At 59.2% G+C, this 16,235-nt stretch carries 13 protein-coding genes and 1 pseudogene; all 14 read right to left on the bottom strand.

Going from position 1 to position 16,235, the window contains the following annotated elements:
• Positions 1-103 precede the first annotated feature (103 nt).
• Positions 104-196 (bottom strand): annotated as a pseudogene (locus AB4O01_RS09125) (transcriptional regulator); the annotation flags it as partial.
• A 620-nt stretch (positions 197-816) separates the two neighbouring features.
• On the bottom strand, positions 817-2,280 hold the full coding sequence (nuoN, locus tag AB4O01_RS09120) for an NADH-quinone oxidoreductase subunit NuoN (RefSeq protein ID WP_064117786.1): 1,464 nt from the start codon (positions 2,278-2,280) through the stop codon (positions 817-819).
• A gap of 7 nt (positions 2,281-2,287) precedes the next feature.
• On the bottom strand, positions 2,288-3,820 hold the full coding sequence (gene nuoM / locus AB4O01_RS09115; protein WP_077573624.1) for an NADH-quinone oxidoreductase subunit M: 1,533 nt from the start codon (positions 3,818-3,820) through the stop codon (positions 2,288-2,290).
• 39 nt (positions 3,821-3,859) lie between these two features.
• Positions 3,860-5,713 (bottom strand): NADH-quinone oxidoreductase subunit L, encoded by a 1,854-nt coding sequence (gene nuoL / locus AB4O01_RS09110; RefSeq protein WP_007920175.1) that lies wholly within the window; start codon positions 5,711-5,713, stop codon positions 3,860-3,862.
• Positions 5,710-6,018, bottom strand: coding sequence for an NADH-quinone oxidoreductase subunit NuoK (gene nuoK / locus AB4O01_RS09105; RefSeq protein WP_003223790.1), 309 nt, complete (start codon positions 6,016-6,018; stop codon positions 5,710-5,712). Before nuoK ends, nuoL begins: the two co-directional genes overlap by 4 nt.
• Positions 6,019-6,021: 3 nt before the next feature.
• Positions 6,022-6,522 (bottom strand): NADH-quinone oxidoreductase subunit J, encoded by a 501-nt coding sequence (gene nuoJ, locus AB4O01_RS09100; RefSeq protein ID WP_007920176.1) that lies wholly within the window; start codon positions 6,520-6,522, stop codon positions 6,022-6,024.
• 9 nt (positions 6,523-6,531) lie between these two features.
• Complete coding sequence (nuoI, locus tag AB4O01_RS09095) at positions 6,532-7,080, bottom strand: NADH-quinone oxidoreductase subunit NuoI (protein ID WP_007920177.1); 549 nt, start codon at positions 7,078-7,080, stop codon at positions 6,532-6,534.
• 11 nt (positions 7,081-7,091) lie between these two features.
• The gene (gene nuoH, locus AB4O01_RS09090; protein WP_007920179.1) at positions 7,092-8,099 is read right to left on the bottom strand and encodes an NADH-quinone oxidoreductase subunit NuoH; all 1,008 of its coding nucleotides are present in this window, start codon (positions 8,097-8,099) and stop codon (positions 7,092-7,094) included.
• Positions 8,096-10,810, bottom strand: a complete 2,715-nt coding sequence (gene nuoG / locus AB4O01_RS09085) for an NADH-quinone oxidoreductase subunit NuoG (protein ID WP_150693916.1) — start codon at positions 10,808-10,810, stop codon at positions 8,096-8,098. Before nuoG ends, nuoH begins: the two co-directional genes overlap by 4 nt.
• Positions 10,811-10,946: 136 nt before the next feature.
• On the bottom strand, positions 10,947-12,302 hold the full coding sequence (gene nuoF, locus AB4O01_RS09080; RefSeq protein ID WP_007920184.1) for an NADH-quinone oxidoreductase subunit NuoF: 1,356 nt from the start codon (positions 12,300-12,302) through the stop codon (positions 10,947-10,949).
• On the bottom strand, positions 12,299-12,796 hold the full coding sequence (gene nuoE / locus AB4O01_RS09075; protein WP_007920186.1) for an NADH-quinone oxidoreductase subunit NuoE: 498 nt from the start codon (positions 12,794-12,796) through the stop codon (positions 12,299-12,301). Before nuoE ends, nuoF begins: the two co-directional genes overlap by 4 nt.
• 2 nt (positions 12,797-12,798) lie before the next feature.
• Entirely contained in the window at positions 12,799-14,583 is a 1,785-nt protein-coding gene (nuoC, locus tag AB4O01_RS09070) for an NADH-quinone oxidoreductase subunit C/D (protein ID WP_093434270.1), read from the bottom strand.
• A gap of 73 nt (positions 14,584-14,656) precedes the next feature.
• The gene (locus tag AB4O01_RS09065) at positions 14,657-15,331 is read right to left on the bottom strand and encodes a NuoB/complex I 20 kDa subunit family protein (RefSeq protein ID WP_003223809.1); all 675 of its coding nucleotides are present in this window, start codon (positions 15,329-15,331) and stop codon (positions 14,657-14,659) included.
• A 10-nt stretch (positions 15,332-15,341) separates the two neighbouring features.
• A complete protein-coding gene (locus AB4O01_RS09060; RefSeq protein ID WP_003223812.1) occupies positions 15,342-15,755 on the bottom strand; it encodes an NADH-quinone oxidoreductase subunit A in 414 nt (137 codons plus the stop codon).
• Between the last annotated feature and the right edge of the window lie 480 nt (positions 15,756-16,235).

The raw sequence follows: 16,235 nt of genomic DNA, 5'->3' as shown, positions 1-16,235 counted from the left end.
GATGTGGCTTTTATCTTTCGAAGGTATCCAGCAAGCCATGTGATACAGATGCATCAATTTCGGCGGGAAGTATGAGTTTGCCTTTCATGGCGCCGATCCGTGTTACCCGGGTCTTCTTCAAGGTGATTTTGCCTTGGCGTTCTTCGGCTAACGCATCAAGGCCATTCATCAATTCTGAATAAATATCCCGCTTCATGGTTCGTGGATCTCCACTTGATATGTGATCCCCGAATTTAACGAAAAATGTCTTCTACGGAATGTCAGCCATTGCTCAGGGGTTTGCAGGCAAATTCCTAAAAAGGGGAGGGCGTTGAGATCAAAAGACCTCAGTCTTCGGCATCTTCTAAAGGCTGTGATCTTTTGACGGTAACTCTACAAAACGAAACTGGCACTCGAAGGTGCCGTTTTGCGTAGCTAGTAGACTTTTGTGCTTCTACGTTACTTGCGATCCAGCGCTATTTCTTTACGGTTAATGACTTTCTCGTTCACGACGCGACGTACAACCGGAACAGAAGGTTTATGGGGAGGTGTCGGTCTGGTCGCGTCCTCAGGTTTTGATTGGCCATTTGTGTTGTTCATTTCTGATTTCCGCTGGAGTTTTATTTTCTCGTTCCTGAAGACGGACTCGATTTGGATCGATGTCTTTTACGTCGAACAAGATAAGCAAAAAGCCAAATTCTGGCTGTAGGAGGAACCCAACAGTAGGGCGCGAGATTTCGGGGATTTCAGTAGGAAGGGCATAGCATTGGTAAAAGATCCCACAAAAACAAAAACGGCACCCGAAGGTGCCGTTTTCATTTCTAGCCAGCCGAACTATCAGCCCGCCAGACCCGCCTGCTGAACCAGAGTCAGCAATGGCTGCGGGTACACACCCAGGAAGAACGCGACCAGGGCGATAGCCAGCAGCATCACGCCGCCTGCCTTCTGTTCCCAGTGCAGTTGGGCGTCGTGGCGACGCAGGTTTGGCTCTATCAGGTACAGGGTGACCATCACGCGCAGGTAGTAGAAGACGCCGATGGCGCTGCCCAGTACCAAGGAGCCGACCAGCCACCATTGGTGCGATTCAACACCGGTAGCGATGATGTAGAACTTGCCGATGAAGCCAGCAGTCAGCGGGATACCCGCCAGCGACAGCATCATCACGGTCAGGACGGCAGTCAGGTACGGACGGCGCCAGAACAGGCCGCGGTATTCGTACAAGGCGTCCGCGTCACGGCCGTTGTACGGCGAGGACATCAGGGTGATCACGCCGAAGGCGCCGAGGCTGGTGATCACATAAGTCACCAGGTACACGCCGATGGCTTCCACCGCCAGACCCTTGCTTGCCACCAGTGCGATCAGCAGGTAGCCGAAGTGCGCGATGGACGAGTAACCGAGCAGACGCTTGAGGTTGCTCTGGGTCAGGGCCAACAGGTTACCGAACAGGATCGAGGCGATGGCGATGACGGTCAGCACGTCGCTCAGGACGCCGCTGCTGGCAGCAGGGGAGATCTGGAACAGACGCACCATCACCGCAAACACCGCAACCTTCGACGCAGTGGCGAGGAACGCCGCCACCGGTGCCGGAGCACCTTCGTAGACGTCCGGCGTCCACAGGTGGAACGGCACCAGCGACAGTTTGAACGCCAGGCCGATCAGCATCATGCCCAGGCCCAGTTGTGCCAGCGAGCTAGGCAGGCCAGTCGCAGCCAGAGCCTGACCGATGCCAACGAAGCTCAGCGAACCCGAGTCTGCGTACAGCAGCGCCATACCGAACAAGAGGAACGCGGAACCGGCAGCCGACAGCACCATGTATTTGATGCCGGCTTCCAGCGAACGCTTGTTGAAGAAGGCGTAAGCCACCAGACCGTAAACCGGTACCGAGAGCAGTTCCAGACCGATGAACAAGCCGGCCAGGTGCTGCGCGCTGACCAGAACCAGACCACCGGCAGCGGCCATCAGGATCAGCAGGTACAGTTCTTCACGGTTGCCCGGGTAACCCGTACCGCCATCACCCAGGTAGGCGTGGGCGAGGGTGACGCAGGCGAGGGTGGCGACCAGGATCAGCGCCATGTACAGACAGGCAAACGAGTCGATCTGCAGCAGTGGAGTCACGGCCAGAGGCGCGACTTTCAGGGCTGGCAGGATCGACAGCAAGGCCAGGTTCAGACCGGCGACCGAGATCAGAAAGGTCTGCGAGTGGTTGCGGCGCCAGGCGATTGCCAGCATCACCACGATAATGGTGAGGCTGGTGATCAACAGTGGCGCAAGCGCAATAAAGTGTTGAATCGTGAATTCCATAGCGCTCTTACCGGGCCGAAGCGAGTTGAGTGAAGGCGGTGCCGAGCCACTGCTGCACGCCATGCATCGTGGCGGCAGAGGTGTCGAGGAACGGTTGCGGGTAGACGCCGAGGTAAACCAGCAGCACCGCAAGGCCCAGCACCATGATCAGTTCGCGAGCGTCCATACCGTGCAGGATCGAATCCGATTTCGACGGACCGAAGTAGGCACGGTGGATCATGATCAGCGAGTAGACCGAACCGAACACCAGACCGGAAGTGGCAATCGCGGTGATCCATGGAGCGCTGGCGAAAGTGCCGATCAGGATCAGGAATTCACCGACAAAGTTACCGGTACCCGGCAGGCCCAAGGAGGCGGCCGCAAAGAACAGGCTGATCGCCGGCAGGTAAGCGATACGCGACCACAGACCGCCCATCTCACGCATGTCACGAGTGTGCAGACGCTCGTACAACTGACCGCTGAGGATAAACAGTGCCGCCGCCGACACACCGTGCGCGAGCATCTGGATCACTGCACCTTGCAGGGCCAATTGGCTGCCGGAGTAGATGCCGATCAACACGAAACCCATGTGGGAAACGGAAGAGAAGGCGATCAGACGCTTGATGTCGGTTTGGGCGAAAGCGAGGAACGCACCGTAGAAGATCCCGACCAGACCGAGGGTCATGGCGATCGGCGCAAACTCGGCCGAAGCGTTCGGGAACAGCGGCAGGGCGAAACGCAGCAGACCGTAGGCAGCGGTTTTCAGCAAGATACCGGCGAGGTCGACGGAACCGGCAGTCGGCGCCTGGGCGTGGGCATCAGGCAACCACGAGTGGAACGGAACAACTGGCAGCTTGACCGCGAAGGCGATGAAGAAGCCGAGCATCAGGATGTACTCGGTGGTCATCGACATCTTGGTTTTCAACAGGTCGGCGTAGTTGAAAGTAATCACGCCAGTGTTGTTGAAGTTGACCAGTACCAGACCGAGGATCGCCACCAGCATGATCAGGCCGGACGCCTGAGTGAAGATGAAGAACTTGGTCGCTGCGTAGATCCGGGTTTTCTTGCCGTCCGAAGAACTGTGACCCCAGAGCGCGATGAGGAAGTACATCGGCACCAGCATCATTTCCCAGAAGAAGAAGAACATGAACAGGTCGAGGGCGAGGAACACGCCGACAACGCCGCCCAGGATCCACATCAGGTTCAGGTGGAAGAAGCCAACGTGACGTTGAATCTCTTTCCACGAGCAGAGTACCGAGAGGATACCCAGCAGACCGGTCAGCAGGATCATCAACAGCGACAGGCCGTCGAGGGCCAGGTGCACGTTGATGCCGAAGCGCTGGATCCAGACATGCTTGAACTCAAGCGCCCAGGTCGGATCGGCGCCAGGCGCCGGCGCAAATGAATAGTCACCGTGGGCCCACAGCCAGAGGCCGAGGGCGAGTTCCAGGGTCATGGTCAACAGCGCAATCCAGCGGGGCAGGGTAGCGCCGAAGCGCTCACCCATCCAGCACAGCAGGCCGCCGATGAAGGGGATCAGGATTAGCCAAGGCAGAATCATGACGGGCTCGTTTCCTTTCGCAAATTCGCAAGGTTCATATCAGACCGCTACCAGCACGATGGCGCCAATGACCAGCACGGCACCAGCAGCCATCGAAGCAGCGTACCAACGCAGTTGACCGGTCTCAGTGCGGCTCAGGGCAGTGTGACCACCCTTGGCCATACGCGGGATCAGACCGATGGTCTGGTCGAGCGGGTCTTTGCGCAGTACGTGGCTGATCGCCAGGTAAGGCTTGACGAACAGTTTGTCGTAGATCCAGTCGAAGCCCCAGGCAGCGAACCACCAGGCCGAAAGGAAACGGCCGATGCCGCTATTGGCGATGGCCGTGACGAAGCGACGCTTGCCGAGGAACAGCAGCGCTGCCAGCAGGATACCGGCCAGGGCAATGGCGCCCGAAGCGATTTCCAGACTGTGCTTGGCTTCGCCACCGGCATGGCCAACGCTTTCCGGCAGTACGCCGTGCAGCGGTGGCACGATCATCGCGCCGACGAAAGTCGACAGTACGATCAGCACCGACAGTGGCAGCCAGTGCGAGATGCCGTGACCGGCGTGGGCTTCGGTCTTGGCTTCACCGTGGAACGTGATGAAGATCAGGCGGAAGGTGTACAGCGAGGTCATGAACGCGCCGACCAGACCTGCGTAAAGCAGGCCGTGGTTGCCGCTGGCGAACGCTTCCCAAAGAATTTCGTCCTTGGAGTAGAAGCCTGCGGTAACCAGTGGCAGAGCGGCCAGCGCAGCACCACCGACGATGAAGCTGGCATAGGCCAGTGGCAGTTTTTTCCACAGACCGCCCATCTTGAAGATGTTCTGCTCGTGGTGGCAGGCAACGATCACCGCACCGGAAGCAAGGAACAGCAGGGCCTTGAAGAAGGCGTGGGTCATCAGGTGGAAAATCGCGCCATCCCATGCACCAACGCCCAGCGCCAGGAACATGTAGCCGATCTGGCTCATGGTCGAGTAGGCGAGGATACGTTTGATGTCGGTCTGTACCAGTGCGGCGAAACCGGCCAGAACCAGGGTCACGCCACCAACGATGCCGACCAGGTGGAGGATTTCCGGCGCCAGGGTGAACAGACCGTGGGTACGGGCGATCAGGTAGACACCGGCGGTCACCATGGTCGCGGCGTGGATCAGTGCCGAAACCGGAGTAGGGCCAGCCATCGCGTCCGCGAGCCAGGTTTGCAACGGCAGTTGTGCCGATTTACCGACCGCGCCACCCAGCAGCATCAGGGTCGCCAAGGTGATCCAGAAGTCGCCGACCTGGAATTTCTGCGGTGCCAGCACCAGCAGTTCCTGGATGTTCAGCGTGCCCACTTGCTGGAACAGGATGAACAGGCCGATGGCCATGAACACGTCGCCGATCCGGGTCACGATGAACGCCTTGAGCGCGGCGTTACCGTTGTTGCGGTTGCTGTAGTAGAAACCGATCAACAGGTACGAGCACAGGCCTACGCCTTCCCAACCGAAGTACAGGAACAACAGGTTATCGCCGAGCACCAGGAACAGCATGCTGGCGATAAACAGGTTGGTGTACGAGAAGAAGCGCGAGTAACCCGCTTCACCGCGCATGTACCAGGATGCGAACAGGTGGATCAGGAAACCTACACCGACAACCACGCCGAGCATGGTGATCGACAGGCCGTCAACGTAGAGGGCGAAGTCAGGCTTGAAGCCTTCGACCGCCATCCACTTCCACAGCACCAGGGTGTAGTGACCGCCTTCGGGTGGTGCGACGTTGAATTGCCAGATGACGTAGGCGGCGACAATCGCCGACAAGCCAATGGAACCCACGCCGATCAGCGCCGAGAGGTTTTCCGACCAGCGTCCACGGGAGAACGACAGGAGCAGGAAACCGATCAGAGGGAATACGAAAGTCAGAAAGATAAGATTCATCCGCGCATCTCACTGGCAGCGTCGATATCGAGCGTGTGGAAGCGGCGATACAGTTGCAGCAGGATCGCCAGACCAATGCTAGCCTCGGCGGCTGCAAGGCTGATCACCAGGATGAACATGATCTGTCCATCCGGCTGGCCCCAACGGGCGCCTGCAACAATGAACGCCAGTGCAGAGGCGTTCATCATCACTTCCAGACTCATCAACACGAACAAAATGTTGCGGCGGACCATCAGGCCGACCAGACCAAGGCAGAACAGGATGCCGGCAACTGCCAGACCATGTTCGAGAGGGATAGCAGGCATGTCTTACTCCTTCGCCTCGTTACGGCCCAAATGGAACGCCGTGACGGCTGCGGCAAGCAGCAGCATCGAGGCGAGTTCGACCACCAGCAGGTACGGGCCGAACAGGCTGATGCCCACGGCTTTCGCGTCTACGGTGGTGTGGCCGATGGCCTGGCCGCTCTGGTGAGCGAACAGCACATACAGCAGTTCGGCCAGCAGCAAGGCGGCGAGAATCACCGGACCGGCCCAGATGCCGGGCTTGAGCCAGACGCGTTCTTGCTGAACCGAGGCCGGGCCGAGGTTCAGCATCATCACCACGAACACGAACAGCACCATGATGGCGCCGGCGTAGGCGATCACTTCTAGCACGCCGGCGAACGGTGCGCCGAGTGCGAAGAAGGTCATGGCCACGGCGATCAACGAGATGATCAGGTAGAGCAGGGCGTGCACAGGGTTGGTGTTGGTGACTACGCGAAGCGTGGACACAACAGCGATACCCGATGCGAAATAGAAAGCGAATTCCATCGTTCTTCCTTAAGGCAGCAAGCTCTTCACGTTGATCGGTTCGGCTTCGTTCTGCGCGGAGCCTTTCGGCTTGCCAGCGATTGCCATACCTGCAACACGATAGAAGTTGTAATCAGGGTTTTTGCCGGGGCCGGAGATCAACAGATCTTCTTTCTCGTACACCAGGTCCTGACGTTTGAACTCGGCCATCTCGAAATCCGGCGTCAGCTGGATCGCGGTGGTCGGACAGGCTTCCTCGCAGAGACCGCAGAAAATGCAGCGCGAGAAGTTGATACGGAAGAAGTCCGGGTACCAGCGACCGTCTTCGGTTTCCGCTTTCTGCAGCGAGATGCAACCCACCGGGCAAGCCACAGCGCAGAGGTTGCAGGCAACGCAACGCTCTTCGCCATCGGGGTCGCGGGTCAGGACGATGCGACCACGGTAGCGTGGTGGCAGGTAGACCGCTTCTTCCGGGTATTGCAGGGTGTCGCGTTTGCGAAAGCCATGGCCGAAGACCATGACCAGGCTGCGCAACTGGGTACCAGTACCCTTAACGATGTCGCCAATATATTTGAACATGGGTCAAATCCTCACTGAACCGCGACCGCAGGCGTGTTCCACAACACGACTGCAGCGGTCACCAGCAAATTGATCAGGGTCAGTGGCAGGCAGAATTTCCAGCTGAAATCCATCACCTGGTCATAACGCGGACGCGGAATGGAAGCGCGCAGCAGGATGAACAGCATGATGAAGAACGCGGTCTTCAGTGCGAACCAGACGAACGCCAGTTGCGGCAAGATGCCGAACGGACCGTGCCAGCCACCGAAGAACAGGGTGACCAGCAGCGCCGAGATCAGGATGATGCCGATGTATTCACCGACGAAGAACATGCCCCATTTCATACCAGCGTATTCAATGTGGTAACCGTCGGCCAGTTCCTGTTCCGCTTCCGGCTGGTCGAACGGGTGACGGTGAGTCACGGCGACGCCAGCGATGAAGAAAGTACAGAAGCCGAAGAACTGCGGAATGATGAACCACAGGTTCTGCGCCTGGTACTCGACGATGTCGCGCATGTTGAACGAGCCGACCTGGACCACGATGCCCATCAGGGCCAGGCCCATGAACACTTCGTAGGACACGGTCTGCGCCGACGCACGCAAGCTGCCGAGCAGGGCGAACTTGTTGTTACTCGACCAGCCGGCGAACAGCACCGCGTAGACCGACAGACCGGCCATGGCGAAGAAGAACAGCAGGCCGATGTTCAGATCCGCGACGCCCCAGGTCGGGGTGATCGGGATGATCGCGAAGGCGATCAGCAGGGCGGACATCGCCACCACCGGTGCCAGGGTGAAGATCACCTTGTCGGCAAACGGCGGGGTCCAGTCTTCCTTGAAGAACATCTTCAGCATGTCGGCGGCGATCTGGAACATACCGAACGGACCAACGCGGTTCGGACCGTAACGGTCCTGCCACCAGCCCAACAGGCGACGTTCGACAAAGCTGAGCAACGCGCCCGCGACCACCACGGCCAGCAGAATCACGATGGCTTTGACGACCGAGAGGATCACATCGATCACTTCAGGGGTGAACCAGGTCATTGCGCTGCCTCCTGCAGACCGTCGACGGATACGCCGGCGAATGCCGGTGGAATGCCGGCGATGCCCGCAGGCAATGCCACCAGACCGGCGCCCAGTTCTTCATTGATGCGCAGCGGCAGACGCAGGGTCTGACCGGCCACGTTCAGGCTCAGCAGCGCACCGTCGTTGACGCCCAGACGATCCGCTTCGGACTTGGCCAGAGCAACGTATGGAGCCGGAATGCGCTCTTGAACCGGTGCGGCTTTCGAAGAGTTTTCTTCGCTGCCGAACAGGTGGAAGAACGGCACGGCTTGCCAGGTGCCCGGCGCCGGGTTGAACGCACGTGGCGCAGCGGCGAACCAGTTCAGCGAATCGCCAGTGCTTTCGATCAGGCGGGTGCCCGGGTCGCCAGCGCGAATGTGACCACCGACTTCGTCCTGGAACTTGTTCCACGCTTGTGGCGAGTTCCAGCCCGGCGACCAGGCAAACGGCACCTGCTGACGCGGTTCGGCAGAGCCCGAGTAACCTTCCATGGAGAAGGCAAACGCGGTGTCCTTGTCTTGCGGGGTGCGCGGTTCGTGAACGCTGATGTCGGCGCGCATCGCGGTGCGACCGGAGTAACGCAGCGGCTCACGCGCCAGTTTCAGACCCTTGATGCGGAACGCGGCGGACGGTGCAGCGTCGACGATACGCGCCAGTTGCTCGGTGCTTGAAGCAACGGCAGCGGTGACGTGGTCGAGTTGCGTCCAGTCGATCGGCTGGTTCAGCAGGGTCGCGCGCAGGGCGTGCAGCCAGCGCCAGCCTTCGTGAACCAGGATGCTCGCGTCCATGTATTGCGGGTCGAAAACCTGGAAGAAGCGCTGGGCGCGACCTTCCTGGCTGACCAAAGTACCGTCGCCTTCAGCGAAGCTTGCGGCTGGCAGAACCAGATGCGCGCGGTCGCTGGTAGCCGTTTTCTGATGGTCAGCAACGATCACCACTTGCGCAGCGTTCAGTGCAGCATCGACTTTGTCTTTGGCGGTGCGGGTGTATAGATCGTTTTCCAGCACAACGATCGCGTCAGCCTTGCCATCGATGACAGCTTGCAGCGCCGCGTCGACCGATTCGCCACCGAGCATGGCCAGACCAAGGCTGTTGGCTTCCGGGACGATCAGGCTGATCGAACCGTTCTTCTCGCGCAGCTTCAGCGCCTTGGCGATGTTCGCGGCGGCTTCGATCAAGGCTTTGGAGCCCAGCGAAGTACCGGCGATGATCAGCGGACGTTTTGCAGCGAGCAGGGCGTCGGCGATGCGCTTGGCCAGTTCCAGTGCTTCAGCGTCCAGACCTTCAACGGCAGGGGCGCTGGCGTCCAGAGCGTGAGCCACGGCGAAACCGATGCGCGCCAGATCGTCTGGAGCGGCGTGTACACATTCTTCAGCAATGTCGTCGAGCTTGGTTTCCGCCAGGCTGGCGATGAACAGCGGGTTCAGCGCGTGCTGACCGATGTTCTTCACCGCCGCGTCGAGCCAAGGCTGAACGCGCATGGCTTCGGCCATGTCTTCAGCTTTGCCTTTGACCGATTGACGCAGCGACAGCGCCACACGGGCGGCGGTCTGGGTCAGGTCTTCACCGAGGACGAAAATTGCATCGTGGTCTTCGATGTCACGCATGTTCGGCACAGGCAGCGGGCTGTCTTTCAGCACTTGCAGGACCAGACGGATGCGCTCTAGTTCGGACGCTTCGATACCCGAGTAGAAGTGCTCGGCGCCGACCAGTTCGCGCAACGCATAGTTGCTTTCAAGGCTGGCACGCGGCGAACCGATACCGACGATGTTGCGCCCGCGCAGCAGGTCAGCGGCTTTATCCAGTGCAGCATCCAGACCGAGCTTGGTGCCGTCGGCCAGCAGTGGCTGACGTGGACGGTCGGTGCGGTTGACGTAGCCATAACCGAAACGGCCACGGTCGCACAGGAAGTACTGGTTCACCGAACCGTTGAAACGGTTTTCGATGCGACGCAGTTCGCCGTAACGCTCGCCCGGGGAGATGTTGCAACCGCTCGAGCAGCCATGGCAGATGCTCGGTGCGAATTGCATGTCCCACTTGCGGTTGTAGCGCTCGGAGTGAGTCTTGTCGGTGAACACACCGGTCGGGCAGACCTCGGTGAGGTTGCCGGAGAACTCGCTTTCGAGGGTGCCGTCTTCAACGCGACCGAAGTACACGTTGTCATGGGCGCCGAATACACCGAGGTCGGTGCCGCCAGCGTAATCCTTGTAGAAACGCACGCAGCGGTAGCAAGCGATGCAGCGGTTCATTTCGTGGGAAATGAACGGGCCCAGTTGCTGGTTCTGGTGGGTGCGTTTGGTGAAGCGATAACGGCGCTCGTTGTGGCCGGTCATCACCGTCATGTCTTGCAGGTGGCAGTGACCGCCTTCTTCGCACACAGGGCAGTCGTGCGGGTGGTTGGTCATCAGCCATTCAACAACACTGGCGCGGAACGCCTTGGATTCTTCATCGTCGATGGAGATCCAGGTGTTGTCGGTGGCCGGGGTCATGCAGGACATGACGATGCGACCACGGGTGTCGTTCTCGTCGGTGTACTGCTTGACCGCGCACTGGCGGCAAGCCCCGACGCTACCAAGCGCGGGGTGCCAGCAGAAATAAGGGATGTCGAGGCCCAGCGACAGACATGCCTGTAACAGGTTGTCTGCCCCGTCGACTTCGAGCGCTTTGCCGTCTACGTGGATAGTGGCCATGGTTCAAAGGTCTTCGTTGGCCCGGTGTCAGCGGGCGTGGCTAATGGAATCTTGTTATTCGTCCGAATCCAGTCAGCCCCGAAAGGCGTCATCGGACGAAAGGCGAAGGGCACGGACCCTTCGCCTTTTTAAACGTTTACGCGCCGATTACGATCGGCCTTGCCAGAGGCGGGACGGCGGCGCTGACTGGCGCGATACCGGCTTCGAACTCTGGACGGAAGTATTTGATGGCACTGCCCAACGGTTCCACGGCACCCGGTGCGTGAGCACAGAAGGTCTTGCCCGGGCCGAGGAAGTTGACCAGACCCAGCAGGGTCTCGATGTCGCCTGGCTGACCGCGACCTTGTTCGATGGCCATCAAGAGCTTGACGCTCCATGGCAGACCATCGCGGCACGGGGTGCAGAAACCGCACGACTCGCGAGCGAAGAACTGCTCCATGTTGCGCAGCAAGGAGACCATGTTGACGCTGTCGTCCACCGCCATGGCCAGGCCGGTACCCATACGGGTGCCCACTTTGGCGATGCCGCCGGCGTACATCTGTGCGTCGAGATGTTCTGGCAGGAGGAAACCGGTACCGGCGCCACCTGGCTGCCAGGCCTTGAGCTTGAAGCCGTCGCGCATGCCGCCGGCGTAGTCTTCGAACAACTCGCGACCGGTGACGCCGAAAGGCAGCTCCCACAGCCCCGGGTTTTTCACTTTGCCGGAGAAGCCCATGAGCTTGGTGCCCATGTCTTCGCTGCCTTCACGCGCCAACGATTTGTACCAGTCCACGCCGTCGGCAATGATCGCCGGCACGTTGCACAGGGTTTCGACGTTGTTCACGCAGGTCGGCTTGCCCCACACGCCGACAGCGGCAGGGAAGGGCGGCTTGGAGCGCGGGTTGGCGCGGCGGCCTTCGAGGGAGTTGATCAGCGCGGTTTCTTCACCGCAGATGTAACGCCCGGCGCCGGTGTGGACGAACAGCTCGAAATCGAAGCCGCTGCCGAGAATGTTTTTACCCAGCAGGCCAGCAGCCTTGGCTTCTTCCACGGCACGGTTGAGGTGCTTGGCGGCGGTGGTGTATTCGCCGCGCAGGAAGATGTAGCCACGGTAGGTTTTCAGTGCGCGGGCACTGATCAGCATGCCTTCGATCAGCAGATGGGGCAGTTGCTCCATCAGCATGCGGTCTTTCCAGGTGTTCGGCTCCATTTCATCCGCGTTGCACAGCAGGTAGCGGATGTTGATGGATTCGTCTTTGGGCATCAGGCCCCACTTCACGCCCGTGGGGAAGCCTGCACCGCCGCGACCTTTGAGGCCGGCGTCTTTCACGGTCTGGACAATGGCGTCCTGATCCATGTCGGCGAAGGCTTTGCGCGCAGCGGCGTAACCGTTCTTGGCCTGGTATTCGTCGAGCCACACGGCTTCGCCGTCGTCACGCAGACGCCAGGTCAGCGGGTGAGTCTCGGCCGAACGCTGAATGCGGTTGGCAGGACCGAAAGATGTCAGGGTCATACATAGCCCTCGAGCAGTTTGGCGACGCCAGCAGGCTGCACATCACCAAAGGTGTCGTCGTCGATCATCAGCGCCGGTGCCTTGTCGCAGTTGCCGAGGCAGCAGACAGGCAGCAGGGTGAAACGACCGTCGGTGGTGGTCTGACCCAGGCCGATGCCCAGATTGTTCTGGATTTCGCTGACCACCGACTCGTGGCCACCGATGTAGCAGACCATGCTGTCGCAGACGCGAATGATGTGACGGCCAACCGGCTGACGGAAAATCTGGCTGTAGAACGTCGCCACACCTTCAACGTCGCTGGCCGGGATGCCGAGGATCTCGCCGATCGCGTACAAGGCGCCATCCGGCACCCAGCCGCGTTCTTTCTGAACGATCTTCAGGGCTTCGATCGACGCCGCGCGCGGGTCTTCGTAGTGATGCAGCTCGTGCTCGATGGCCGAGCGCTCGGTTTCACTGAGGGTGAAACGGTCTGTCTGGATAAGCGTGCTGTTCATGCTTAGCGGTCCACGTCGGCCATAACGAAATCGATACTACCCAGGTACGCAATCATGTCCGCGACCATGCTGCCTTTGATCACCGAAGGGATCTGTTGCAGATGCGGGAAGCTTGGAGTGCGGATCCGGGTACGGTAGCTCATAGTGCCGCCGTCGCTCGTCAGGTAATAACTGTTGATGCCCTTGGTCGCTTCGATCATCTGGAAGGATTCGTTGGCCGGCATCACCGGGCCCCACGAAACTTGCAGGAAGTGCGTGATCAGGGTTTCGATGTGCTGCAGCGTGCGCTCTTTCGGTGGCGGCGTGGTCAGCGGGTGATCCGCCTTGTACGGGCCTTCCGGCATGTTGCGCATGCACTGGTCGATGATCTTGATGCTCTGGCGCATCTCTTCGACGCGAACCATGCAGCGGTCGTAGGCATCGCCGTTGGCAGCCAGCGGTACTTCGAACTCGAAGTTCTCGTAGCCGGAGTACGGACGCGCTTTACGCAGGTCGAAATCGCAACCGGTCGAACGCAGGCCAGCACCGGTGACACCCCATTCCAGGGCTTCTTTGGTGTTGTACTGGGCGACGCCGATGGTACGACCCTTGAGGATGCTGTTCTGCAGGGCAGCCTTGGTGTATTCGTCGAGGCGTTTTGGCAGCCATTCAACGAAGTCTTTCACCAGTTTTTCCCAGCCGCGTGGCAGGTCGTGCGCGACGCCACCGATGCGGTACCAGGCCGGGTGCAGACGGAAACCGGTAATGGCTTCAATCACCGTGTACGCCTTCTGGCGGTCGGTGAAGGTGAAGAACACCGGAGTCATGGCGCCGACGTCCTGGATGTAAGTCCCGAGGAACAGCAGGTGGCTGGTGATCCGGAAGAACTCGGCCATCATGATGCGGATGACGTCGACCTTCTCAGGCACCTTGATGCCGGCCAGCTTCTCGACCGAGAGCACGTACGGCAGGTTGTTCATCACGCCGCCGAGGTAGTCGATACGGTCGGTGTACGGGATGAAGCTGTGCCAGGACTGGCGCTCGGCCATCTTCTCGGCACCACGGTGGTGGTAGCCAATGTCCGGCACGCAATCGACGATCTCTTCACCGTCCAGTTGCAGAATGATGCGGAACGCACCGTGCGCAGAAGGGTGGTTCGGGCCGAGGTTGAGGAACATGTAGTCCTCGTTCGGACCGGAACGCTTCATGCCCCAGTCTTCCGGACGGAAACGCGCGGCTTCTTCCTCAAGCTGTTGCTTGGCGAGGTTGAGGCTGTATGGATCGAATTCGGTGGCGCGCGCCGGGAAGTCCTTGCGCAGCGGGTGACCTTCCCAGGTCGGCGGCATCATGATGCGCGACAGGTGCGGGTGACCTTTGAAGTCGATACCGAACATGTCCCAGACTTCACGCTCGTACCAGTTGGCGTTCGGCCAGATGCTGGTGACGGTCGGCAAGCTGAGGTCGCTCTCGGACAAGGCAACCTTGATCATCACGTCACTATTACGCTCGAGCGACATGAGGTGATAGAACACGGTGAACTCGGCGTCCGATGGCAGCCCTTGACGCTTGGTGCGCAGACGCTCGTCCACGCCGTGCAGGTCATAGAGCATGACGTACGGCTTGGGCAGGTTACGCAGGAAAGTCAGGACTTCGACGAGTCTGGCACGCGCCACCCACAGCACCGGCATGCCGGTGCGGGTCGGCTGGGCGGTGAACGCCTCCGGGCCAAAACGGTTGTTCAATTCAACGACCACATCCTGGTCGTCTGCCTTATAAGGCGGGATGTACAGAGCGCTGCCTGTAGTCATGGTTATTTTTTCGCTTTCGGTCAACGTAAAGAATGAAGCCAGCTTCTCGTTTCTATTTCAGAACAGATCTGGATCAGACTTCGTCAGGGCTGCGCAGGTTGGTGACTGCGATTCGCTGTTCGCGGCGCTGTTCCTTCTGCGAAGGCATGTCGGCGCGATACACGCCTTGATCACCAACGACCCAGGAAAGCGGACGACGCTCCTGTCCAATCGATTCCTGCAGCAGCATCAAGCCTTGCAGAAATGCTTCCGGACGGGGCGGGCAGCCAGGTACGTAGACGTCCACGGGCAGGAACTTGTCCACCCCTTGAACCACAGAGTAGATGTCGTACATGCCACCGGAGTTAGCGCACGAACCCATGGAGATAACCCATTTCGGCTCGAGCATTTGCTCGTAAAGACGCTGGATGATCGGCGCCATCTTGATGAAGCAGGTACCGGCGATAACCATGAAGTCGGCCTGACGCGGCGATGCCCGGATCACTTCGGCGCCGAAGCGCGCGATGTCGTGGGGCGCCGTGAAGGCGGTGGTCATTTCCACGTAGCAGCACGACAGGCCGAAGTTGTACGGCCACAGGGAGTTTTTACGCCCCCAGTTGACCGCGCCACTCAGCACGTCTTCCAGCTTGCCCATGAAAATGTTTTTGTGAACTTGATCTTCTAACGGATCGGAAACGGTTTCCCGTTCGCCAATCGGATATTGCTCGTTAGGAGCATCGGGGTCGATCCTGGTGAGATTGTATTGCATTGCCAAAGCCTCATTGTTTCAGCTTCGCCTGCCGCTTGCGACGAGCTTCCGGAGCCCAGTCAAGGGCGCCCACTCGGAACAGGTAGACAAGACCTGCCAACAGAATTGCTATGAAAACGAGAGCTTCGACGAATCCGGTCCAGCCGCTTTCGCGGACGGACACAGACCATGCAAAGAGAAAGAGGGCTTCGATATCGAAGATCACGAAGAGCATCGCGACCAGATAGAATTTGGCTGAGAGCCGCAAGCGGGCGCCACCGGTAGGTAGCATGCCCGACTCGAACGGTTCGTTTTTGCTGCGGCCCCAGGCTTTTGACCCGAGGAGGCTGGAGACGCCAAGCATGAAGGCACACAGGCCGACGACACCCAGAAGGAAAATGGCAAAGCCCCAGTTGTGGGCCATGAGTCCTGTCGCTTCGGGCATGCTGGTAATCCTTAACAGAGAGCAAAGGTCTCTGAGCTTGATAAAGAAATAGGCAGTGACGATATGTCGCAGCAATCAATCGCGCTGATTTTATGGCTAAACACCCTGCAAGTAAAATTCCTATAGCGAAATTATTTATTGGAATAAGGACATAGCGCATCTCCAATGCCCTGCAGCCCATGCGTTGCGGGCATTAGGCGGGTTTATGCAAATAATGTTTTGTAGGGAATGTAACGAGCATAGTTGTGGCTAAATGATAATTGATATCGTTTGCGGGTGTTTTGTAACTGTTTAACGGGATGTCAGTTGGGAAGTTGTCTTACTTGCACGTTACTGCAATTAGCGACGGCGCCCGTTTTAGCGGATTTTTCTGACGGTTGTACCGCTCTGGATCAATGTTTTGATTCGCGGCTGACGCTTTTCCTGTGGGAGCGAGCTTGCTCGCGAATGCGGTTCATCATTCGACATGGATAGTGACTG

It is taken from the genome of Pseudomonas sp. S2_E02 (assembly GCF_054668355.1).
The sequence above is the reverse complement of the archived record's forward strand: the minus strand, read 5'-3'. Positions and strand labels throughout refer to the sequence as shown.